Here is a 19,913-nt window from a genome sequence, read left to right on the forward strand (position 1 = left end):
AGTAGAATTTTTCGTGTCGAAATACCATATAAATGGCAAGAAAGATTGTTCTACATCATAAAATGGGGTTAAAAGCCTCAAAAAAACTTATTTTTTTTAACATCTTCCCTTTTTTTTATATATTTCGTTGAAAAGCAATTCCGTATTGGAGTACAAAATGAAGCGTTTCTTAGTGGCATTCTGCCTTTCCATTGCAACGGCTTTCGCCGGCTCTTACGATATTGAAGAATTTACCGCAACCGACGCCGGCACGCCCGACGAATACATCACCGCCGAATTCGGTGGCCAGTTGAAGACCGCTCCGGCAGACGAGGTCAGTTCCCTCCAGGACGGTCGCCTGGTTGTTCGCCAGAAGTTCACCGACCCGTTCGGCGAGACCCCCACAGCCTACCAGCTCTACCAGGGTGGCAAGGGCGACCTCTCCGGACTCGTGGCCCTGACTGCAGAAGGTGTCGATTATTCCAAGCTAGTCACGACCCGTATCTACGCCCGCAGGGGCATGCCTATCGAGGAAGACGTCGAGAAGGTCTATTTCGACGGCAAGGCCGTGTATGTTCCCGGTCTATCTTCCGCTATTGCATTCGTTGACGGCAGCATGGTGCAGTTGAAGGGCGACGAATCGGCAGCACCCGCCGAAGAAGAAGCACCTGCACCCGAAGTCGCCTCCAGCGAAGAGGAAGAATGCGACGAGTACGATCCGGACTGCGAGGACGAGGAAGAAGACGAAGATATCGACGTCAAGGGCGACCTCGACGAATCCAACTCCCGCGCCGATGAACGCGACTACGCCATCAGCGACGCTTCCGAAAATGCGACCGACCGTTTCGGTATTGCTGACGAAGTCCGCTTCTGGACTGCCGTGGGCCTTTCCGCCCTCGCCGTTACCGGCGCCGTTGTCGGCGTAATGCAGCAGATGGAAGCCAACAAGGCCAAGGACGCCTACGACGACCTCGACGAAGTCCATTCCGGTATCATGGCCGGCATCACGAGCGCCTGTGCGGCCGACAAGGAACCCGCGGCCTGTGAAGTGGCAATGAAACAGTACGCCACCTACAACACGACCGAAAAGTACACCCTTGCCGACCTCGAAGCCCGCATGGACACCAACAAGAAGACACAGGATTCCTACACCTTCGCCCGCAACCTCTGGTTCGGCGTGACGGCGGTATCCCTGACTGCAGCCATCGTGCTCTTCGTATGGTAGTCGAAACCGGCAAAATTTCGCTAAAAGACCTGACGTTCGATTGCATTATCGGAACGCTCCCTTTCGAGAGAGAAAAGGAGCAGCCGATTGTATTGAACGTTTCCATCTGGCTTGACTTTACGCAGGCCGCCCGTAACGACGACCTGGTGCATTCCATTGACTACGCCCTGCTCTCCGACAACCTCAAGGAGTTCATCCGCGGGGCGAAGTTCCAGCTCGAAGAGACCCTCGTGCTGGAAACGGCGAAGTACATCCTGGGGAACTACCCCAAGGCCCTGGCGGCCGAAGTGCGGGTAAGCAAACCGAACGCCATCCCGAATTGCGCAGGCGCCGAATCCAGCATCCGCATCCGCCGGTAAGGTTCCGCGCTCAAAGCGCCACCCCAAGTTCTAGAAAAGAGGCCGCAACGACGCGGCCTCTTTTTTTGACAGTCAGTTGATTGTCCTGTAACGCAGGGCCTCCGAAATGTCCACGACTTCCACATTCGGCGCCTCCCGCATATCCGCAATGGTGCGCGAAACCTTCAGCATGCGGTAGAACCCGCGGGCACTCAGGTTCATCCTGTCGGCGGCAGAAACCGCAAAGCGTTCCACTTCGGGCGACATGCCCGCAAACTTTTTCGCGCATTCCGACGACATCTCCGCATTGGACTTGAACGGCAGGTCCTTAAACCTCTGGCGCTGGATGGCACGTGCCGCACAGACCCGCTTGCGGATTTCGGCGGAACTTTCGCACTTGCGGTTATCCACGAGAGCGCCCGCCTCCATGGGCGGCACGCTCACCTGGATATCGATGCGGTCCAATAGCGGGCCCGAAATCTTTTCGCGGTAACGCTTGCGCGCATCGGGCAGGCACGTGCACACACGCTTCGGGTCCATCGCAAACCCGCAGGGGCACGGGTTCATCGCAGAGCCCATCATGAATCGTGCGGGCCACACCACGGTCCCGCTCGCACGGCTTACCGAAATGAAGCCATCTTCCATCGGTTCTCGGAGAGCCTCCAGAACAGTCCGGTTGAATTCCGGGAGTTCATCCAGAAAGAGCACGCCATTGTGTGCGAGGCTCGCCTCGCCCGGCAACAGCCGGGCACCGCCGCCCACCAGCGACACCATCGAGGCGCTGTGGTGGGGCGTGCGGAACGGGCGAACGACCACCGGCCTGAATTCCGCGGAGTCGCCCGAGCGGCGAGCGCACGAATGTATGCGAGTCGTCTCGAGGATTTCCTCGTCAGTCATATCGGGAAGGATTCCCGGCAGGCAACGCGCGCACAGCGTTTTGCCGGCGCCCGGGGAACCCACGAGCAAAAAGTTATGCGCCCCCGACGCCGCCACCTCGAGTGCGCGCTTCACGCCCTCCATGCCAACCACGTTCTTGAAGTCGGGAACCTCAAGGGAAGGGGGCTGGGGCCTCGTTTGTATGCCGGACGCGATTGATGGTTTCGAGCCCCCGCCCCCTTCTAAAAATTCTACGCATTCCCTCAGGGAATCCGCACAAACGTAATGAAGACCTTCCACCAGCGAAGCCTCGGAAGCATTCGCCCGGGGAATCACCAGGATGTTCTCGCTATCCCGCGGTAAACCCATCGCGATGGACAAAACCCCTCTCACTGGCTTCAACAATCCATCCAGCGAAAGTTCACCGACAAAGACATAGCGCTCCACCTCCTCTACATTTATCTCTCCTGTAGAAACGAGCATCCCGATAGCCAGTGGAAGGTCTAGTGCACTCCCCTCCTTCCGCAAATCCGCTGGCGACAGGTTTACCGTAGTACGGAAACCCGTCACCACCTTCCCGATGGAACGTATCGCCGAAACGACGCGCTCTCGGGATTCCCTCACCGCATTGTCCGGGAGGCCGACCAGAGTAAACCCAGGCAAGCCCTGCGAGGCGTCAACCTCTACACTCACAGGGACGGCCTTGATACCAAACAAGCAGTAAGAACGGATTCTGCGGAACATTTGCACCTACTAAGCTACGGCAGCCTGGTACTTTTCCAGGATGCAATTTTCAATGTGCTCACGCAGCTGGCGTGTAATCGGATTGCAGATGGACTTGAAGTCCTCGCCCTTGTAGAACGGGTCGAGCGGGTAGCTCACGAAGAGCCCGTTCACGCCATCCATCACGCGGAGCCCGCGAATCACCATCTGGTCGTTCAGCACAATCTGCGCGAGCCCCTTCAGATGCCCGAGGCTCGGGCCTTCCTTGAACGGGAACACCTGCACCTGCGTTACCGCAAGGCAGTCGAAAGCGGGATCCACCTTCTGCTGGGCAGCATTGCCTGCTGCATTCGTATTTTCTGCCATATTATGGCCTCCTATATTTTGTGTTAAACCGCCTCCACGGCAACCCATTTGCCGCTTCCGACGGGCACCCCTATAGTTGCAATTTCCGTGCCAATTTTAAAATGCCGTTTTTCGTAAAAATTCGCCATATCGCGACACCCCTACCTAGTGATTAATCGATTAAATCACTGATTTATCTATTTTAATCACTATGCTATTAAAACCGAATATGAACTGGAAAGCGAACCAGGGAATCCAGACCCCGACCGTGATGGCGAACGTCTCGGAAGAACGTGAATTTGTACAGATTGACTTCTACGTCGAGGAACCGCTCGACTGCTTCAGGGCCGAAGTCATGGAAGACGGCGGCCACAGCTGGGAAGATTCCTGCGTCGAGGTGTTCCTGCAGAACCCCGCAAACGCAGAAGAGTACTTCAACTTCGAGGTCACGAGCCGCGGGGCCCTGCTTGCCGCACGCGGAAAAGGGCGCGAGAACCGTACCGTACTCAGTGAGGTGGCACTCTCGCAAATCGCGCGTACCAAGCAACTCGCGAGCATCATCGGGGAATTTATAAGCTGGGGCATAAGCCTGCGCATCCCGGCGAGCATATTCGGGCTCGACGCCTTCGAGGGCGGTCACCTGCGGGGGAACCTGTACAAGTGCGCCGACAAGGCGAAGACCCCGCACTACCTGAGCGCCTTCCCCATCGATACCGAGAAGCCGGACTTCCACCGCCCGGAATTCTTCCAGGAACTCGCATAGGCATTCTGGGTAAGACATGTCTACCGTAATCCTCTTCAACAAACCGTTCGGCGTACTGAGCCAGTTCACGCCCGAATCGGGCCACCCGGCGCTCAATACATTTGCCTTCCCGCCGAGAGTGTACGCGGCAGGCAGGCTCGACCATGACAGCGAAGGCGCATTGCTCCTTACGGACAACGGGAAACTCATCAAGAAGTTGCTGGACCCGCAATTCGAGCACCCGCGCACCTACCTGGCACAGGTCGACGGGCAGATTACCGAAGAGGCCGTGCAGCGGCTCGCAAAGGGAGTGGACATCAAGGGCTACCGCACCAAGCCCTGCAAGGCGGAGATTGCCGAAGAGCCCGACTGGCTTTGGCCGCGCAACCCTCCGGTACGGTTCCGCGCGAACATACCCACAAGCTGGGTGCGGCTCACCCTTATAGAAGGCAAGAACCGGCAGGTGCGTCACATGACTGCCGCGGTCGGGTTCCCCACGCTACGGCTCATCCGCATACAAATAGGAAACATCCCGCTGGGCGATTTGAAGCCCGGCGAGTGGAAAACGGTTACCGATAGGGTAATTTGATTCTTTAGAGCAGGCCCTTCTTTGCCGAACGCATCAGGTTCTTCACCTGCTTGTTCGTGAGCTGCGGGACTTCCGCGTCCTTCTGGGCACGGGACTTCGGGGCGCATTCCTCGCAGTAGTGCTTGAACACCGTCCCGAAACTGGCGGCACCGTCCATGCGGTCCGTCTGGCGGCTACGGAAGGCTCGCACCATGGTTTCCTTGTGGCACTTGTCGCACACGCCCATCTTGGGGGCGGCAGGCTGACGCGGACCGCGGTCCTTGTTCCCATGTTCCGTAGTCATGTCCCAGGCACGTCTCTGGGCTGCAATCTTTCTGGCAAAACCATCATCTAAAAGACTCATATCAGCTCCTTATTTATCTTCTAACTCTCTTAATATACAATCTTGCAAGAAAAGCGATTCGAGCGTAATGCACAAAGAGGTGGGTTTTGCGTCTTCCGAATACAGACTGCGGGCAAATTTGCCCCTTTCCAGTTGCTTTTGCTTGAAAATTTCCGCATGCCCCGCGAAGTCGAACACCTTCACCCGCGAGGCGAACTCGGTTTCAAACGCCCGGATGGCATTGTTGAGGATTTCCACCTTGTCTTTCACGCCGGGCACGGAATCCGGAGGGACCGTTACCGTAAAGATGCCGGCCTGGGTCTTGTTGACAAGTTCACGCACGAGGCTCGTGTAGTTCTCTGCCGTAAGGAAGCCCGAACCCGAATCCTTCTTGAGGTCGGTCAGCCCGAGGCCGAGCACGATGCGCCCCGCCTTCTTGCCGATAATGTCGGAAGCGGCCCGCGCCAAGAGCTGCGGCAACGAAAGCGGAACCGGAGAATTGATGGAAAACTGCATGGGCCTCGACGGCTGCCGGCACAGGAGCATCTCGGCCACACGGGAGGCCACCTCACCCTGTTCTCCGAAGAGTTCGTCGCCGATTATGAGAATCCTGTTTTCCATGCCTTTAATTTACTTACTATCGAGGGGTTTGACCACAGAAATTTCCCAAAAACCGTCTTTTTTTTCGCGGGAGACAATGCTACAGCCGTCCGCGACCAGCGCTCCGGGGACATTCTCGATAGGGGAACCCTCGTCGAGATCAATCTTCAGCACGCGCCCGCGGGGGTAACCCGACATCACGAGCCTCGAACGGGCGGCATTGCCAGGGCAAACCACGCCCCGAAGGTCGAGCACGTCGGGAACGTCGACCGTCACTCCGGGCAGCGGCTCGCCGGACTTGGCCTTCTCGCAAAACGCGGCTATTTCCTCGCAATGACGTTCCGGATGTTCGAGCCAGCGCCCGACCGGATATGCAGACAGGTCCGCAAGCATCACCCTGGAAAGGGCATCCTCGGGCGCAAGTTGCACCCCGAATGTCACGCGGAGCCACTCGACACACGCATACGAGATAAGCGATTTCAGTGCATCACCGAAACCGGCATCGTCCCTGTGCGAAAGCATCCATTTGACTACCGTAGACGGTTCGCCCGAATTCCGTTCATCCATTTTTTTTACCTAAATATACAATTTAATTGCACTTCGTCGCAAAAATGCGAAAAAACGCGATTTTTTGTAAAAAAGTTAAGTCCGTCACTCTTTTTTTCCATAAAAATAGCAACGAAACATAGCAAAAAGAGGCTTTGATTTCTATATTTGCGCCCAAGCATTTGATTATGCAAAAGGTTTTGTAAACGATGAATACAGTTCTCCTCTACGCAATGTTCGTAGTCTATGTCATCGCCGGCGTGGGATTGGTGATTTACGGGTTCAGTTGCTACTACAGCATATATCTATTCCTGAAGAATAGCCGCCATACTAGACTATCAGACCGCAAAAAGATTCTCAAGTTCTACCGCGAGCATTCCATCAATGACCTCCCGCAGGTCACGACCCAGCTCCCCATATTTAACGAGGCGAACTGCGTGGAACGACTGCTCGACGCGGTCTGCGCCATTGACTACCCCAAGGACAAGCACGAAATCCAGGTCCTGGACGACTCCACCGACGAATGCTACGAAGTGGCGAAGAAGAAGGTGGCCGAACTTGCAGCGAAGGGTTACGATATCAAGCTTATCCACCGCACGAACCGCCAGGAATTCAAGGCCGGCGCCCTCAAGGAAGCCATGGCCGTCGCGAAGGGCGAATTCCTCGCGATTTTCGACGCGGACTTCGTCCCCGAGAAGGACTTCCTGTTGAAGACCATCCCCTACCTGGTGATGGACGACCAGATTGGTCTCGTTCAGGGCCGCTGGGGCCACCTGAACCGCACGGAATCGGGCCTTACGCTCGCCCAGTCCATCGGTATCGACGGCCACTTCGTTATCGAGCAGTCCGCCCGTAGCTGGGGCAAGCTGTTCATGAACTTCAACGGTACTGCAGGCGTGTGGCGCAAGCAGGCTATCTACGGCGGTGGCGGCTGGGAAGGCGACACCCTGACCGAAGACATGGACCTCTCCTACCGCAGCCAGCTCGCCGGTTGGAAGATGAAGTTCGTGTTCGACGTGATTGTGCCGGCAGAACTCCCGAACGACATCAACGCCTACAAGGCACAGCAGTTCCGCTGGGCCCGCGGTTCCATCCAGACGGCTATCAAGATTTTGCCACGCGTGTGGAAAGCGAAGGTCCCGCTCCGCATCAAGATTGGCGCGTTCCTGCACACGACCCATTACTCGATTCACCCCTGCATGCTGTTTACCGCCCTCTGCGCCTGGCCGCTGCTTGCGTTCTTTGAACCGGTCGCACATCTGCCGAGTTGGGCATACACCATCGGTTTCAGTTTCATTTTCCTCGCCGCTATCGCACCTTCCGTCCTTTACTTCGTCGCCCAGCGCTGCTCGGGCTACACCGGCTGGAAGATCCGCATGCTCAGCCTCCCCATCCTGATGGCGCTTGGCGTGGGCATCGCCGTGAACAACACGCGCGCCGTGTTCGGTGCAGTGACCGGCGTGAAGGGCAGTTTCGTCCGCACCCCGAAGAGCGGCGGATCCAAGAAGAAGGCAAAGAGCCACTACGCCCAGAAATTCCCCTGGATGGCAGTCCTCGAACTCGGCGTTGGCGTGTACTGCATCTTCGGTCTCTTGGAATACATCGGCGCCCAGAAGTTCATCATCGGTCCGTTCCTCGCCCTCTACGCAGTAGGCTTCCTCTCTGTGGGCGTGCTCAGCTTTATGCACTTTATCGGTAACATTATCGAAGTGCACAAGGCCCGCAAGGAACACGGCAACGTCGAAGAGCAGGAATCGTAATCCGCTACAAACGATTTGCATCAGGGCATCCGCGAAGTTCGCGGATGCTTTTTTGCATGGTATGGATATATTCAGTCGAGCGGGAATCGTAGGCGGCAAGGATGTGCACGTATTCGCGGTGGAACATGCCGTAGAGCCCGAGCGCGGACGAGACAAGGATGCCCGCAATTGCGAGCGCCACCATGAGTTCCATTAGCGTGAAGCCTTTTTGCATCGGGAGAGCCTCCTGAAAGTATAGTCGGGCGTGCGGATTTCGAGCCACTGGAGCGATGTGGCGGGAACGGGGATGATGGTTATTGCGGGGGAATCGTTTGTCGCGAGTTGATTGCTTATTTCGGGGGGATCGTTTATTGCGGGCGGAGTGTTTATTGCGGGCGGGTTGCGGGTTAGGGATGCGCGGCGGGTATAGACGGTGTCGGCGCAGGGCGGGAGAGAAACTGCAAGGGAATCGATGTACGCGGCTGCAGCAAGCGCGGAATCCGAGCGGGAGAACTCGAGGGCAGAGATGCGCCGGAACGCCCCCAGGTACAGCGAGAGGGTGGCCGCCCCTGCGGCAAGAACCGCAAGCGCGACGAGGACCTCGAGCAAAGTAAAGGCTTTTCGTTTATCGCAGGCGAGGTGTTTATCGCAAGGTGCGAGTCGCTTATCGCAGGCCACGAGAAGTTTATCGCTGGAGGCAAGATGTTTATCGCGGGTAATCACTGCGCGGACCTCCGGAATACGACTTTCTCGCCGTCAAAAAATGCGGGTAGAAGGGCTTGGGCCGAGTCGCGCACGGTTCCGGGAAACGCAGCACCCGCGAGACTGTCGGGAACATCGAGCTCGACCGTGCCGCCCGGCGCAGCGAGCACGCCCGCAAAGGAGGTTCGATTCAGGAAGGCGATGCGCCCGCTGCCCGACCCGAGCGATACGGCAACGCTCGGGAAATCTGCCCGTACACGGTCGCGAATTGTCACGACATCTCGGGCATAGAGCAGGCCCGAGAACCGGAAGGAGGAATGCACCTCCAGCGATGCGCCGGAATAGACCTCGAGATGCGCGACCGTGACTTCGCCGCCGAGGGTTACATCGCCCTCGGAATAGATGCGCAGCGTGTCGAAACGCGCCCGCCCCTTCATGTTCACGGAGCCATCGACCAAGAAGGCGGCGGAAGGGACTCGTGTATCGAAATCGAGCGTGAGGTCGCCATCGCTCACATGCAACGCGATTGCGGTATCGAGCCGGAAGATGCGGCGATTGCCGGACATGACGCGGAAGCCCCTTGCCGTCGTGATGGACTCGCGAAGGGCGGCACGGTATTGAGTCATGGCGGTGTACCAGTCGTCAAACCGCAGGCGGGAATAGCGCGTGCCGTAATATGCACATAGGCTGGGGGCCGTATTTGCTGATGCAGGACGCAATGTATTTGCAGGCATGGAATGCGGGATTTTTGCTGGTACAAGATGCCCGCCGACCAGTAGCGGGGCACAAATGCGACCCCACGGGCCAACAGCCTCGGCACTTACCGGCGGGAGCCCCGCAAAGAACCCGTCAGGGAATCCCGAGAGATTCGCGATGATTGCCGATTCCGCATCGTAGACCGCCTGCACTTCGCGCGCGTAGTGGTTCGTGGAACGCAACACGCTTCCCGGCACCCGCAAAAGGCAACCGAACAGGATGGTGAGTGAAAGGACAAGCGTGAGGACAAATCCCAAAACGAAACCGCGCTTACATTCCATTGCGAACCTCCCGAGTTTCGCCCCCGCAGGCAAGCTGCACACGGTCCTTCCCGATAGAAACGACTTCGAAGAGCCCGATGGAATCCCCGAGGCTGTACCAGGAAGGCGATGCGCCCGCAATCGATGCGCTGAAGATGCGACCCGCCACGACGCCATGCAAGCGGACAGGAGGAAGTTCGCAACCAGGCGCCGGTTTGAGGGTGCTGCGGGCATCGCCGATTTCTGATACGCCGCGAACGTCGCTCTTAAACGGCGCATTTACTTCTTTGTTAAACGGCGCGCGCATCTCGCCCTCATTAAACTGCGCGACCGCCTCTTCGCTCGAGCGCATCTCCGGCGGAGGCGTGAGCGCCGGAAGTTCCGCACCTGCAGGCGATATTACTTCGGGTGCCGCGCCCGGCAAATCTCCCGAAAGAACGTTCCACCAGGTACTAACCGCAAGCAACAGCGCCACGCCCGCAGCAAGCGCAGGCAGCACAAACTTCCCGCGGGTTCGTACCCGCCAGAACGGATCGCTCCCCGCACGACGCAGCCAGCGAAGCCTTTCCGGTTCCGGCACGCCCCCTACGTCCATAAACGCGCAGTACCATTTTTCCGCCCGCGAAAACAGGTCGTCGTTCCGGAGAAAAACGTCAAACCGCCCGAGACGTTCCTGCACGCTTTCTTTATTATTATACTGAGGTTCCTCGCTCCAGTGGCAAAGCCTTCCTTCAAAGAACACGAGGATGTACAGCCAGCCGTTGTCCAGAAATGCGAAGCGGCAGTTCCCGCAACTTTCGCGCAGGCTGCACCCGCAACAAACGCTATCGCAATCTTCCTCGCGCATTAGTTTATCTGCACACCCGTAGAGCATCACCGTCCGGGGCAAGATGCGCTCGCCTCGCCCGCGATATTTCGCAGGTTCCTTTTCTAATTCGCGCTCGTTCGCAAGCATCACCAGGTAGCGGTGCTTTCGCCCGTCCGTGCTGTTGAAGCTCACCATTTCCCGGAACACGGGTTGCGCCGTGCATTCCGCGTTCCGGCAAGATTCCGCGACGGTCGGGAAATCCTCGGCGAAACGATTTCGCAACGTTACCGGGTCCAGCACACCATCGAAGCCTGTCACCACCTCCCAGGTCCAGAGCCGCGCCTCCACAAAAGCCGTTCTCGCCCACATCAGAATTCCACCTCGGGCGTGATGAAGATGGCCAGCTCGCTCTCGTCTTCGACCTCGCTCACATAACTGAAAAGCCTGCCGATAAGCGGGATGCTCCCGAGGAACGGCACCGCCGTGCGCACCTCCGACTTGCCTTTCCGCACGAGGCCGCCCAGGCAAAGTGTCTCGCCGTTTTTCAAGGTGACGGTCGTCTTCAGGTTTCGCGTGCTGATATCGCGCGGGCCGTCACCGCTCGAGCGCCCCGCCGTCTTGATTTCGGGCGAAATGTTCAGCGTGATGCTCCCGCCCTGCGTGACCGTCGGCGTGATTTCAAGCGAGATTCCGTCATTGAAACTGCGGTAATCCGTAATCGGGTAGCCGTCGGCGGATACCTGGCTCACCAGGTAATACACCGTATTCGTCACGTTCAGTTCCGCCTTGTTGCCGTTGAGCGTCGTGAGCCGCGGACGCGCAAGGACTTCGGCCCTGTTGTTCTCTTCCATCGCGGAAAGTTCCATCTCGAAACGCGCCGGCAGAATCCCGATTTTCCCGAACGCTCCCGAGGTGGAAACGTCCTTCCCCATAAAGTCCCAGAACCCGCGCACGCCCAGGTCGTTCTCGCCCGTCTTGCGCGTAGAACCGCTGTGGAGCCCGATTTCGAAATTGCGCCCGCGCTTGAGTTCCACAATCACGCACGAGATGGTCACCTGCATGGCGGGCCTGTCCAGGTTTTCAAGGATGGCGATTGCCTCCGCAATTTCTGCGGGCGAGCCGCGCAGCATCAGCGCGTTCTGTTCCTTCACCTCCGACACGACAAGCCCCGAACCCGGCAGCAGTTTGGAAAGCTGCGGCACGAGTGATTCCGGCGTCGTTGCCTTCAGCGGGTAAAGTTCCGTTCGCGAGAGCACGTTTTTCGCCCCGCGTTCTGTTACAAACAAAGTATTTGAATCCTGCGCATAGGTGTAGCGGCTCCCGCGAAAGAGTGACTGCAGGAGATTCGCAAGCGGTTCGCGTTCAAAACGCATCTGCAAGTTCTCGCGCACGTCTCCGTACAGCACCAGATTGAGGTTCGATACCCGCGCCAGTTCCTTGAGGAAAATGTCCAGCGGGGTGCCGTCCAGTTCTACCGTATAGAGAGAGTCGTCCTGGGCTATATCCGGCACGGAATTTGCGCCCGCGGGCGAAGCGCCGTTCGGGCCCGAGCCACCCGCGGGAGAATTGCGCGAGCGTTCCACACGGAAGCAGTCCGCATCGCGCCTCACGCGGAAACCGTGCGACTCGAGCAGCACCCGGAGCGCTGTCCCGGGCGGTACGGATTCCAGCCGGCCACTCACAGGGCCCGCAACATCGGGCGAAGCCACCACGTTCAGGCCCGTATTCGCGGAAAAATCCCGGATAAACTCGCGAACGTCGCGCTCCCGCACGTCGAGCGACACGAGCGAATCTGCTACCCGAAAAAAATTCTCGCCACGTTCCAGCCGCTTGCGGATATGGAAAACCGTCCCGTCACGAATGAGTTCCAGCCCGAGGGTAGAACACAACGACGTGAGCCCCTCCAGGAGCCCGACGCCATCGAGGTGGAACGTGACGCGCGCCTCCGCACCGACGTCCACAAGCACGGGCACCCCGTAGGCAAGCGAAACCGAACGGGCGACATCCTGCAGGCTCGCATCCACGAAATCGAGCGAAACCTTGTCGGGCACGTCGCGCTCAGCGCACCACGCGCGCCCCAGGCAAAGAAGTAAAATAATAACGAGGCAAGCTACCGCAGGCATAAAGCATCCGCGACTTTCCTCCGCATTTTTGCGAGGCACAATCGTCCCCTAGATTTTTACACTATAATAAAAGGGCGTCACTCGACAGCCGACACAACCCGAAAACGAGTTGAGCCTAATCTACAAAATTAAAAACGGAAAAACCAGCAATTAGAGATTTTTTTCAAATTCTTTCAGGAGGGTGCGCCCTTCTTCCCATTCGCCGAGGTTCGAAAGCGCATTGATATGGCCCTTGCGGCCCACGTCAAAGAACATCGAGCCCCACGCCTCCGCAAACATACGCGCACGCTCGATAGTCACGTACTCGTCGTTCTCGCTCGCGACAACGCACGAGGGCACCGGCAACTTTTCCAAAGGCATCGGAGCAAAGTCCTCGACAATGTCAATCACGTCGATATCTGCAGGAGCGACAAGGAACACGCCCTTGACTTTTGCCGGAACGGCACCTTCCCTCGCCTTCTGCATAAGCCAGAGGACCGTCGTCGCAACTCCCAGACTGTGCGAAACGAGAACCGTATCGGACTCGAGCGCAGCCACCGTCCTGTCGAGCGTATCGACCCAATCCGCCTTGTGCGGGTGTTCCCAGTCGTGCTGTTCAACGCGGCTTGCATCGGGCATGTTGTTCGCCCAATAAGTCTGCCAGTGAGTGGGGCCAGAATTGCTGTAACCGGGAACAATCAGATAATGCATCAAGAACCTTGTTGAATTACATGCTCACGAACTTGCGCATGCTTAGGATAGCAGTGAGTACGCTGAAGGCCAGACTTACAAGCAACGTAACCGCGGGAATGAAAAGCCCGACCAGGAACGTCTCGTGGAACAGCTGGACCAGGAGGAGCAGCGGGACTACAACGAAAAGCGAGATGTGCGCCGCGGCGCGGACCGTCTTCACGCGGAGCGAAAGCATCAGCGAGAACGATGTCGTGAGGAACACCGCCGAGAGCGCGCCGAGAATAGAAGCGAGCGCCGCGACGGTCGAAATATCGGGATGCGACGCCCAGTAGACGAACTGCGCCAGGAGCGCGAAGCCCACCGGGAACGGAACAATCGCGAGTAACTTGCCCCAGAAAAGCCTCGCAGGCGCGATGGGAGAAAGTTGCAAAAGTTCAAGCGAATTGCGCTCGCGCTCGCCCGCAAACGAATCCCCGGCCAAAGGCGAACCCATCGGGGCCATCAGGCAACCGAGCAAAAGCATCATGTAGCCTTCCATGCCTTCCATAATCTGCCCGCCGTACCGCGAAACCGCAATTCCCTGGCTCGCCGCGAGAATCACCGGCGGGATGATGAACGGAATCCAGAATCGCGGATCCCGGAATATCAGGCGAAGTTCGTGTCTAAAAACGTGGAGCATATTTTCGCGACTAAAAATACAATTATTCGAACAAAGAGCGGGCTAACGTGCGCCAAAAACATTTGTTTTCGCTTGCGGAATGAGGTAAAAATGGGTATATTAAGAGAGGTAAGTTTATAAAGACACTTTTTGCGTCAGGATAAAGACATGAAAAATTTTCTCATAATCAGTCTTACGCTAGCAGCTCTTGTTGAAGCGACAACGTATGAAATAAAAAGCAAGTATTGCACCGTACTATACGATTCCTTCTCCCATAAAATAAAAACCAATGGGGATTGCTTGGTAAAAAATGCATCTGGCAACGAACAGCTGTTCATGGAATGTTTTTACAAAAAAACGTACGAAGCATTCATTCAACTTGTATATGTCAATGAAAACGATTACTTCATTACACAAGTAAAAGAAGGCAAAACGACCTCAAATTCATATGATTTCATCAATTTTTCATCAGACCTCAATAACGGAGCTTTTAAAAATTGCCAGTTAAAAAGAACAATGACTATTAACGAAAAAAAATAAAACTCACTTTTCAGAATAAAATGAGAAAAAAAATATTTATCCTCCTCATCATCGCAACATCTTTATCTTTTTGCGCTGATTCAAAAATTATTGAATATTCCTACGGCAAGTGTTCCGTTCAATTTATAAGGGATAAAAATGGTCACAGCGTATGGTACGACGAAAAAGAATGTATCGGAGGAAAGAATGGATTCGGAGGGTTAGGAGGTTTCATTATGCGTCGTCAAAACATTGGCGCAAAGAAAACCCGGGAAATCGAGTTTCATTTTGGTGGACTAGGAGATTATGTAATCGCAAATTATATAGAACCAGAATTTTCCGATAAAACAGGACAACCAATCAAAGCGAAGTACGACAAAGACAACTACAGATGGGAAGCCCTTTTTGAAGAGTTTGATACTGGGCTGTTTGACAAAATGGAATGCACTGTAGACGCACACATGAAAAGAATAAAAAACATTCCAAAGGAAGCCCGCAGGGACTAACAGTCACAAGGGCATCCACCCGCCGAAGCCAACATCAATCCGTTTTTCGCTTGCGGAACCGAATAAATAAAAGTATATTCAGAAAATAGATCCTAGCCTAGAGCTGCTTCTAGAACTTCATTCATTAGCGTCTGGTAGCCTACGCCATCAGACGCAGCCTTCTTCTTGTAGCCCTCAATTACGCGCACGGGAATGCGTATAGTGACGGCCTTCGATGCCTTCTCGGCCCTCCTTGCCTCACTCCTAGCCCGCGCCATAGCGAAGAACTGGTCAGGAGTCATATTTTCGCCGACGAAACCGCGTCCGGAATCCACAGCCTTGCGCATTTCGTCGCCGAAGTCATGTTTCTTGTAGAAATCAACGTCCATGCTTTTCTTCATAGAGCCTTATCTCCTTTCCGTGCGCCCTTCGGGCAGTGATTACCTTTCCCGTGTTCCTGTTCGCGACGATTGTCCAGAGTTTTCCATCCCACTTTCCAGTGATGAGTTCGGCATCTTCGTCGTGGTTTGACGGTGCCGACACGAACTTTCCCTGGAGGATGCGAAACATCATCTCGGGGTAGATGCTCCTTTCGTCAGCCTTTTCAAGTCCATGCTTTCCGATTTTCATTGTAAATATAACCTGTATTTACATATTTGTCAATACATTTTTGGGCGTTTTTCAGTGAATTTACTCCACTAACTATAGAAACCATATATTTATTGGAGGAAATCAGCCATTCCGTGGCCCCGCGAGAAGATCGAAAACAAACCAGGCAATCAGCCCACACAAAGCGAGAACGCCTCCAACAAAAGACAAAACAGCCAAAGTTCCGCTCAACAAGTCATTGTACATCAGCCAAAACGAAGCAAGCACCACCAACGCAAGTGACACGGGAATCAAAAGGCGAGCCTTATGCAGAAAACGGCCAGCGGGCTTCAATATTGCAAGCCACACAAAAGCCCATAAGAAGCCGAAAGCAAAGGCCACAGCCTCTATCATCAGCACAACAATGGCACCAACACACATCGATTCCATAAAAAACTTGGATTTGTAGTTTTTTTAATAGTGGGTTCATGAACAACCATATTCATTACCGGTTAAGTTAAAATATATCCTTTTTTCTTGTTAAGTGGTATACCCTTGTGGTCTAGGCAGCCTGTTTTGACAGCCTATATTCCACCGGTGTCATGTAACCGAGCGAACTATGGAGCCGTTTCCGGTTGTAGAACAGCTCGATGTACCTGAAAACGGCCTCCCGCACGTCTTCGATGTCCTTGAAGTCTCGCCTGTAGGCCATCTCCTTCTTGAAGCTTGCGAAGAAGCTTTCCATGCAGGCGTTGTCGTAGGGGCAGCCCGGGGCGCTCATCGAGGGCGTTATCCCATTCTCCGAGAGCATCGTGCGGTAGCCCATGCTGCTGTACTGCACGCCACGGTCGGAATGGAAGATTAGTCCGTCGTGATGGCCGCGTTGCATGATGGCATTGGACAACGCGCGCTTGACAAGTTCCGTGTCGATGTTCTTGCTCACGGCATAACCCACCGCCTCCTTGTTGCATAGGTCAAGTACCACGGCAAGGTACACCCAGCCAAGCGTAGTCTTGACGTAGGTGATGTCGCCGGCCCAGACGGCGTTCAGACTGTCGGGATCGAACTTCCGCTGCACCAGGTTCTCGCTGTACATGGAGTCACATTTGCCCTTGCGGTAGGGTTTCCATTTCTTGAGCGTGACCGGATAGAGACCGTTCTCGCGCATGATGCGGCGCAGTTTCCACACCTTTACCTCGTCACCCTTGTCATGGAGTGCCGCCTGCATCTTCGGGCAACCGTACACGCGGTGGTTTTCTTCGAAGGTGTCGCGGACCTTCTGGACAAGCCGTTCTTCGCGGGCCTTCTTCTCGGCACGTTTTTCCTGCTGGCGCGACCACTGGTAGTAGGAACACTGCGGTATTCCTAGGGCTCTGCACATCTTCCTGACTGAGTATTTCTTGCGGTTCACGTGTATCGCCTCGCATTTCAGTCGTGTGGTCGCATAAAGATGTGCAGGGATTTTTTTAGGATCTCTACCGTCTCCTTCTCGTCCGCAAGCTCCTTTTCACGCTTCTTCAGGAGTTTTTCCAGTTCCCTGTTCTTGGCGGCGAGTTCCTCGACGGACACCTTGCGGATTCGCCGTTCCTCGCGGTAGCTCGGCAGGTTGTGTTCCTTGCGGTACTCGTTTACCCACCGACCGACTGTATTGGGCCCGATTCCGAGTTCCTTGGCTATTTGGTTTGCTGACTTTTCGCCTTTCAGGACCAGCTTGATGACCTGTTCCCTTGTCTCGGAGCTATAGTTGATTTTTGCCATTGTTTTACCTTTTGGGGGTTGCGCAATGAATATAGTAGCTTATGCTACCCTCTTATTAAACTCCTGCATGGTCCAACTCCTCACACAAAATATATATAAAGCAAGCGTCAAAAAATGTCAACGGCAACCAATTTCCCAAAAAATAGCCTTAATATCACGAACCAATCTTTTTTAAAGAACACCGCCGCAGCCAACATAATACAAGAACAATGTCGACAAAGATTCCTAACTTTTAACCATGGACAGTATATTTGCATTCATTGGCGGGCTCTACCTGGGGATTCATTACACCCGCACTAAGAAAATTGACTACGTCTTCAAGATCCAATGGAAAGAGCAACCCGTACTGTTCGGCATCATCATCATTCTCTTTTGGTTCTTCGCGCTGGACAGTTTTTACGATACGCTCGACTTATTCGGACTCTCTCCCATTTCCGGGAGACCGCTGCAACTCCTGGACATCATCACATTCTTCGCAATATTCTTTGTCGCAACCATCGCGAGCATTTTCACGAAGCAGGTCGAGATAAGGAAAAAGATTTACACCTGGCAAGACAGGCCACTAACCAGAAGTTCCATTCTGGTCATTTGCCTACTCTTGACAAGCATTTTTGTGAGAGAACTGCTGGAGTTCTTCGCAATTTTATAATTAAATAGATCCCCACCTTGGTGGCCATGCGCACTAAACAACAAGTTGTTAAGTGCTGTCCGCCCGCCTACGCGGGGATGACATAAAGAAAGGCGGCTTCCTTCGACTGTCGCTCAGGACAGGCTCTAGCCGCCTTTTTGATTACTGTCTCGTGAGAGTCTTGTACTTGATGGGCTTCGGGTTGTCGGCATCTTCGCCAAGGCGCTTGCGACGGTCGGCTTCGTACTCACTCCAGTTACCTTCGAACCACACGACCTTCGAATCGCCTTCGTAAGCGAGGATGTGCGTGGCGATGCGGTCCAGGAACCAGCGATCATGCGAGATAATCACAGCACAGCCCGCGAACTTGAGGATGGCCTGTTCCAGAGCCTGCAACGTTTCGATATCCAAGTCGTTCGTCGGTTCGTCAAGGAACAAGAGGTTACCCGGCTTCTGCAGGTTCTTCGCCATGAGCACGCGGTTGCGTTCACCGCCCGAAAGCGTGGTGAGCTTCTTCTGCTGGGCAGCACCCGTGAAGTTGAAGAGTCCGCAGTAGGCGCGGCCGTTCATCTTGCGGTCACCCACCATGATCTCGTCATTCCCGCCGGTGATTTCTTCCCACACGGTCTTGCTGTCATCGAGGCTATCGCGACCCTGTTCCATGCTGATGATTTCCACGGTCTCGCCAATCTTGAGCGTACCGCCATCGGGCTTTTCCTGGCCCATAATCATCTTGAACAACGTTGTCTTACCTGCACCGTTCGGGCCGATAATGCCCACGATGCCGGAGCGCGGCAGGCTGAAGTTCAAATCGTCGAAGAGCACCTTGTCGCCAAAGGCCTTCTGCAGGTGTTCCGCCTGAATGACGATATCGCCCAAGCGCTTGCCGTTTGCAATGTGAATCTGCGCCACCTTGATCTGTTCGCGGGAATCCTCGGCCAAGAGTTCCTCGTAAGCCTTGAGACGGGCCTTGCTCTTGGCCTGACGCGCCTTCGGGCTCTGCTTGACCCATTCCTGTTCGCGGGCCAAACGCTTCTGCCTGTCGGATTCGCCCTTCTCTTCGCCACGGAGGCGTTCCAGTTTCTGATCAAGCCACTGGGCGTAATTGCCTTCCCAAGGAATGCCGCGACCGCGGTCGATTTCCAGAATCCAGTTCGTTACGTTGTCGAGGAAGTAACGGTCGTGCGTCACGAGAATCACGGAGCCCTTGTATTCGCGGAGGTGGCGTTCGAGCCAAGCAACCGTTTCGGCATCCAGGTGGTTCGTCGGTTCGTCAAGGAGCAACAAATCCGGTTCTTCAAGGAGCAAGCGGCAGAGAGCCACGCGGCGCTTTTCACCGCCGGAAAGGTTCGTCACCGGCCAGTCACCCGGCGGGCAACGGAGAGCGTCCATTGCAATTTCGATATTGCGGTCGAGGCTCCACAAATCCTGCGCATCGATGATGTCCTGAAGTTTCGCCTGTTCGTCAAGGAGCTTGTTCATCTCGTCGTCTTCCATGGGTTCGGCGAACTTCATGGAAATCTCGTTAAAGCGGTCGAGCACAGCCTGCTTCTTGGCCACAGCCTGCATCACGTTTTCCTTGACGGTCAGGTTCGGGTCGAGCTGCGGTTCCTGCGGCAGGTAACCCGCGGTGCGGCCCGGCTCGATCCAGGCTTCGCCCTGGAATTCCTTGTCGATACCCGCCATGATGCGCAAAAGCGTCGACTTACCGGCACCGTTCTGGCCGATGATGCCAATCTTTGCGCCGTAGTAGAAGCTCAAGGAAATGTCCTTCAGCACCTCCTTGTTAGGCGGGTACGACTTGGTCATCTTGTACATGTAGAAAACGAATTTTTCTGCTTTATTCTGTTCGGCCATATTCAGGTTCCAGATATCAGGTTACGGGTTTTTATTTCTCCGTTCAATAATACAAAAAACGCGCACCCGCCCGGG

The 19,913-nt window shown here is 55.2% G+C and carries 26 protein-coding genes; 8 read left to right on the plus strand and 18 right to left on the minus strand.

What is annotated here, in order from left to right; translation table 11 throughout:
• Positions 1-157: 157 nt before the first annotated feature.
• Together CRO08_RS14020 and folB are read left to right on the plus strand one after the other, a co-directional pair.
• A complete protein-coding gene (locus CRO08_RS14020) occupies positions 158-1,204 on the plus strand; it encodes a hypothetical protein (protein WP_097036961.1) in 1,047 nt (348 codons plus the stop codon).
• The gene (folB, locus tag CRO08_RS14025; protein ID WP_097036706.1) at positions 1,198-1,563 is read left to right on the plus strand and encodes a dihydroneopterin aldolase; all 366 of its coding nucleotides are present in this window, start codon (positions 1,198-1,200) and stop codon (positions 1,561-1,563) included. The genes CRO08_RS14020 and folB overlap by 7 nt, the downstream gene beginning before the upstream one ends.
• Positions 1,564-1,635: 72 nt before the next feature.
• Here folB and CRO08_RS14030 read toward each other — a convergent pair whose 3' ends face one another.
• Together CRO08_RS14030 and CRO08_RS14035 are read right to left on the minus strand one after the other, a co-directional pair.
• Positions 1,636-3,162, minus strand: coding sequence for a YifB family Mg chelatase-like AAA ATPase (locus CRO08_RS14030; protein WP_097036707.1), 1,527 nt, complete (start codon positions 3,160-3,162; stop codon positions 1,636-1,638).
• A 9-nt stretch (positions 3,163-3,171) separates the two neighbouring features.
• Positions 3,172-3,507: a SpoVG family protein gene (locus CRO08_RS14035; protein WP_254794687.1), complete on the minus strand. Its 336-nt coding sequence runs from the start codon at positions 3,505-3,507 to the stop codon at positions 3,172-3,174.
• A gap of 190 nt (positions 3,508-3,697) precedes the next feature.
• On the opposite strand from CRO08_RS14035, the gene CRO08_RS14040 reads away from it, so the two are divergent.
• Both CRO08_RS14040 and CRO08_RS14045 read left to right on the plus strand, forming a co-directional pair.
• A complete protein-coding gene (locus CRO08_RS14040) occupies positions 3,698-4,249 on the plus strand; it encodes a carbohydrate-binding family 9-like protein (RefSeq protein ID WP_073114735.1) in 552 nt (183 codons plus the stop codon).
• Between the two features lie 16 nt (positions 4,250-4,265).
• Positions 4,266-4,817, plus strand: coding sequence for a pseudouridine synthase (locus tag CRO08_RS14045; protein WP_097036708.1), 552 nt, complete (start codon positions 4,266-4,268; stop codon positions 4,815-4,817).
• 4 nt (positions 4,818-4,821) lie between these two features.
• Here CRO08_RS14045 and CRO08_RS14050 read toward each other — a convergent pair whose 3' ends face one another.
• The 3 genes from CRO08_RS14050 to CRO08_RS14060 are packed head-to-tail and all read right to left on the minus strand — an operon-like array spanning position 4,822 to position 6,306.
• The gene (locus tag CRO08_RS14050) at positions 4,822-5,160 is read right to left on the minus strand and encodes a hypothetical protein (RefSeq protein ID WP_072808607.1); all 339 of its coding nucleotides are present in this window, start codon (positions 5,158-5,160) and stop codon (positions 4,822-4,824) included.
• Between the two features lie 9 nt (positions 5,161-5,169).
• Positions 5,170-5,760 (minus strand): hypothetical protein, encoded by a 591-nt coding sequence (locus CRO08_RS14055; RefSeq protein WP_097036709.1) that lies wholly within the window; start codon positions 5,758-5,760, stop codon positions 5,170-5,172.
• A 9-nt stretch (positions 5,761-5,769) separates the two neighbouring features.
• Positions 5,770-6,306, minus strand: coding sequence for a sulfurtransferase TusA family protein (locus tag CRO08_RS14060; protein WP_097036710.1), 537 nt, complete (start codon positions 6,304-6,306; stop codon positions 5,770-5,772).
• Positions 6,307-6,494: 188 nt separating this feature from the next.
• Here CRO08_RS14060 and CRO08_RS14065 point away from each other — a divergent pair, with 188 nt between their 5' ends.
• On the plus strand, positions 6,495-8,045 hold the full coding sequence (locus tag CRO08_RS14065) for a glycosyltransferase (protein ID WP_097036711.1): 1,551 nt from the start codon (positions 6,495-6,497) through the stop codon (positions 8,043-8,045).
• A gap of 4 nt (positions 8,046-8,049) precedes the next feature.
• Here CRO08_RS14065 and CRO08_RS14070 read toward each other — a convergent pair whose 3' ends face one another.
• From CRO08_RS14070 to CRO08_RS14100, 7 genes are all read right to left on the minus strand, one after another.
• Positions 8,050-8,259, minus strand: coding sequence for a PilW family protein (locus CRO08_RS14070; RefSeq protein ID WP_097036712.1), 210 nt, complete (start codon positions 8,257-8,259; stop codon positions 8,050-8,052).
• Entirely contained in the window at positions 8,238-8,747 is a 510-nt protein-coding gene (locus CRO08_RS14075) for a prepilin-type N-terminal cleavage/methylation domain-containing protein (RefSeq protein ID WP_176495164.1), read from the minus strand. The genes CRO08_RS14070 and CRO08_RS14075 overlap by 22 nt, the downstream gene beginning before the upstream one ends.
• Entirely contained in the window at positions 8,744-9,763 is a 1,020-nt protein-coding gene (locus tag CRO08_RS14080; protein WP_097036714.1) for a hypothetical protein, read from the minus strand. Before CRO08_RS14080 ends, CRO08_RS14075 begins: the two co-directional genes overlap by 4 nt.
• Complete coding sequence (locus CRO08_RS14085; RefSeq protein WP_097036715.1) at positions 9,753-10,919, minus strand: hypothetical protein; 1,167 nt, start codon at positions 10,917-10,919, stop codon at positions 9,753-9,755. The genes CRO08_RS14080 and CRO08_RS14085 overlap by 11 nt, the downstream gene beginning before the upstream one ends.
• Positions 10,919-12,673, minus strand: coding sequence for a type II secretion system protein GspD (locus tag CRO08_RS14090; protein WP_097036962.1), 1,755 nt, complete (start codon positions 12,671-12,673; stop codon positions 10,919-10,921). The genes CRO08_RS14085 and CRO08_RS14090 overlap by 1 nt, the downstream gene beginning before the upstream one ends.
• A 150-nt stretch (positions 12,674-12,823) precedes the next feature.
• Complete coding sequence (locus CRO08_RS14095; protein WP_097036716.1) at positions 12,824-13,363, minus strand: alpha/beta hydrolase; 540 nt, start codon at positions 13,361-13,363, stop codon at positions 12,824-12,826.
• Between the two features lie 16 nt (positions 13,364-13,379).
• Positions 13,380-14,024, minus strand: a complete 645-nt coding sequence (locus CRO08_RS14100; RefSeq protein WP_097036717.1) for an ABC transporter permease — start codon at positions 14,022-14,024, stop codon at positions 13,380-13,382.
• A gap of 147 nt (positions 14,025-14,171) precedes the next feature.
• Between CRO08_RS14100 and CRO08_RS14105 the strand changes: the two genes are divergently transcribed.
• Entirely contained in the window at positions 14,172-14,543 is a 372-nt protein-coding gene (locus CRO08_RS14105) for a hypothetical protein (protein ID WP_141398393.1), read from the plus strand.
• Positions 14,544-14,563: 20 nt separating this feature from the next.
• The gene (locus CRO08_RS14110; RefSeq protein ID WP_097036719.1) at positions 14,564-15,028 is read left to right on the plus strand and encodes a hypothetical protein; all 465 of its coding nucleotides are present in this window, start codon (positions 14,564-14,566) and stop codon (positions 15,026-15,028) included.
• Between the two features lie 92 nt (positions 15,029-15,120).
• Here CRO08_RS14110 and CRO08_RS14115 read toward each other — a convergent pair whose 3' ends face one another.
• From CRO08_RS14115 to CRO08_RS14135, 5 genes are all read right to left on the minus strand, one after another.
• Positions 15,121-15,408 (minus strand): BrnA antitoxin family protein, encoded by a 288-nt coding sequence (locus CRO08_RS14115; protein WP_097036720.1) that lies wholly within the window; start codon positions 15,406-15,408, stop codon positions 15,121-15,123.
• Positions 15,386-15,580 carry a hypothetical protein gene (locus CRO08_RS14120; protein WP_141398394.1) on the minus strand — a complete coding sequence of 65 codons (195 nt, stop codon included), beginning with the start codon at positions 15,578-15,580 and terminating at the stop codon, positions 15,386-15,388. The genes CRO08_RS14115 and CRO08_RS14120 overlap by 23 nt, the downstream gene beginning before the upstream one ends.
• Before the next feature lie 159 nt (positions 15,581-15,739).
• Complete coding sequence (locus CRO08_RS14125; RefSeq protein WP_097036722.1) at positions 15,740-16,045, minus strand: hypothetical protein; 306 nt, start codon at positions 16,043-16,045, stop codon at positions 15,740-15,742.
• A gap of 112 nt (positions 16,046-16,157) precedes the next feature.
• Complete coding sequence (locus CRO08_RS14130) at positions 16,158-17,006, minus strand: IS3 family transposase (protein WP_176495013.1); 849 nt, start codon at positions 17,004-17,006, stop codon at positions 16,158-16,160.
• 17 nt (positions 17,007-17,023) lie between these two features.
• Positions 17,024-17,353 (minus strand): transposase, encoded by a 330-nt coding sequence (locus CRO08_RS14135; RefSeq protein ID WP_097034692.1) that lies wholly within the window; start codon positions 17,351-17,353, stop codon positions 17,024-17,026.
• Between the two features lie 238 nt (positions 17,354-17,591).
• Here CRO08_RS14135 and CRO08_RS14140 point away from each other — a divergent pair, with 238 nt between their 5' ends.
• Positions 17,592-18,002 carry a hypothetical protein gene (locus tag CRO08_RS14140; protein WP_097036723.1) on the plus strand — a complete coding sequence of 137 codons (411 nt, stop codon included), beginning with the start codon at positions 17,592-17,594 and terminating at the stop codon, positions 18,000-18,002.
• Between the two features lie 141 nt (positions 18,003-18,143).
• On the opposite strand, the gene ettA is transcribed toward CRO08_RS14140, so the two are convergent.
• Positions 18,144-19,838 carry an energy-dependent translational throttle protein EttA gene (ettA, locus tag CRO08_RS14145; protein ID WP_097036724.1) on the minus strand — a complete coding sequence of 565 codons (1,695 nt, stop codon included), beginning with the start codon at positions 19,836-19,838 and terminating at the stop codon, positions 18,144-18,146.
• Positions 19,839-19,913: the final 75 nt, after the last annotated feature.

Origin of the sequence: Fibrobacter sp. UWT3 (assembly GCF_900230125.1) — a bacterium.
GTDB lineage: Bacteria > Fibrobacterota > Fibrobacteria > Fibrobacterales > Fibrobacteraceae > Fibrobacter.

Coding starts and splice junctions, on each gene's coding strand:
- CRO08_RS14020 (WP_097036961.1), top strand. CDS start 158: ATGAAGCGTTTCTTAGTGGCATTCTGCCTTTCCATTGCAACGGCTTTC.
- folB (WP_097036706.1), top strand. CDS start 1,198: ATGGTAGTCGAAACCGGCAAAATTTCGCTAAAAGACCTGACGTTCGAT.
- CRO08_RS14030 (WP_097036707.1), bottom strand. CDS start 3,162: ATGTTCCGCAGAATCCGTTCTTACTGCTTGTTTGGTATCAAGGCCGTC.
- CRO08_RS14035 (WP_254794687.1), bottom strand. CDS start 3,507: ATGGCAGAAAATACGAATGCAGCAGGCAATGCTGCCCAGCAGAAGGTG.
- CRO08_RS14040 (WP_073114735.1), top strand. CDS start 3,698: ATGCTATTAAAACCGAATATGAACTGGAAAGCGAACCAGGGAATCCAG.
- CRO08_RS14045 (WP_097036708.1), top strand. CDS start 4,266: ATGTCTACCGTAATCCTCTTCAACAAACCGTTCGGCGTACTGAGCCAG.
- CRO08_RS14050 (WP_072808607.1), bottom strand. CDS start 5,160: ATGAGTCTTTTAGATGATGGTTTTGCCAGAAAGATTGCAGCCCAGAGA.
- CRO08_RS14055 (WP_097036709.1), bottom strand. CDS start 5,760: ATGGAAAACAGGATTCTCATAATCGGCGACGAACTCTTCGGAGAACAG.
- CRO08_RS14060 (WP_097036710.1), bottom strand. CDS start 6,306: ATGGATGAACGGAATTCGGGCGAACCGTCTACGGTAGTCAAATGGATG.
- CRO08_RS14065 (WP_097036711.1), top strand. CDS start 6,495: ATGAATACAGTTCTCCTCTACGCAATGTTCGTAGTCTATGTCATCGCC.
- CRO08_RS14070 (WP_097036712.1), bottom strand. CDS start 8,259: ATGCAAAAAGGCTTCACGCTAATGGAACTCATGGTGGCGCTCGCAATT.
- CRO08_RS14080 (WP_097036714.1), bottom strand. CDS start 9,763: ATGGAATGTAAGCGCGGTTTCGTTTTGGGATTTGTCCTCACGCTTGTC.
- CRO08_RS14085 (WP_097036715.1), bottom strand. CDS start 10,919: ATGTGGGCGAGAACGGCTTTTGTGGAGGCGCGGCTCTGGACCTGGGAG.
- CRO08_RS14090 (WP_097036962.1), bottom strand. CDS start 12,673: ATGCCTGCGGTAGCTTGCCTCGTTATTATTTTACTTCTTTGCCTGGGG.
- CRO08_RS14095 (WP_097036716.1), bottom strand. CDS start 13,363: ATGCATTATCTGATTGTTCCCGGTTACAGCAATTCTGGCCCCACTCAC.
- CRO08_RS14100 (WP_097036717.1), bottom strand. CDS start 14,024: ATGCTCCACGTTTTTAGACACGAACTTCGCCTGATATTCCGGGATCCG.
- CRO08_RS14105 (WP_141398393.1), top strand. CDS start 14,172: ATGAAAAATTTTCTCATAATCAGTCTTACGCTAGCAGCTCTTGTTGAA.
- CRO08_RS14110 (WP_097036719.1), top strand. CDS start 14,564: ATGAGAAAAAAAATATTTATCCTCCTCATCATCGCAACATCTTTATCT.
- CRO08_RS14115 (WP_097036720.1), bottom strand. CDS start 15,408: ATGAAGAAAAGCATGGACGTTGATTTCTACAAGAAACATGACTTCGGC.
- CRO08_RS14120 (WP_141398394.1), bottom strand. CDS start 15,580: ATGATGTTTCGCATCCTCCAGGGAAAGTTCGTGTCGGCACCGTCAAAC.
- CRO08_RS14125 (WP_097036722.1), bottom strand. CDS start 16,045: ATGGAATCGATGTGTGTTGGTGCCATTGTTGTGCTGATGATAGAGGCT.
- CRO08_RS14135 (WP_097034692.1), bottom strand. CDS start 17,353: ATGGCAAAAATCAACTATAGCTCCGAGACAAGGGAACAGGTCATCAAG.
- CRO08_RS14140 (WP_097036723.1), top strand. CDS start 17,592: ATGGACAGTATATTTGCATTCATTGGCGGGCTCTACCTGGGGATTCAT.
- ettA (WP_097036724.1), bottom strand. CDS start 19,838: ATGGCCGAACAGAATAAAGCAGAAAAATTCGTTTTCTACATGTACAAG.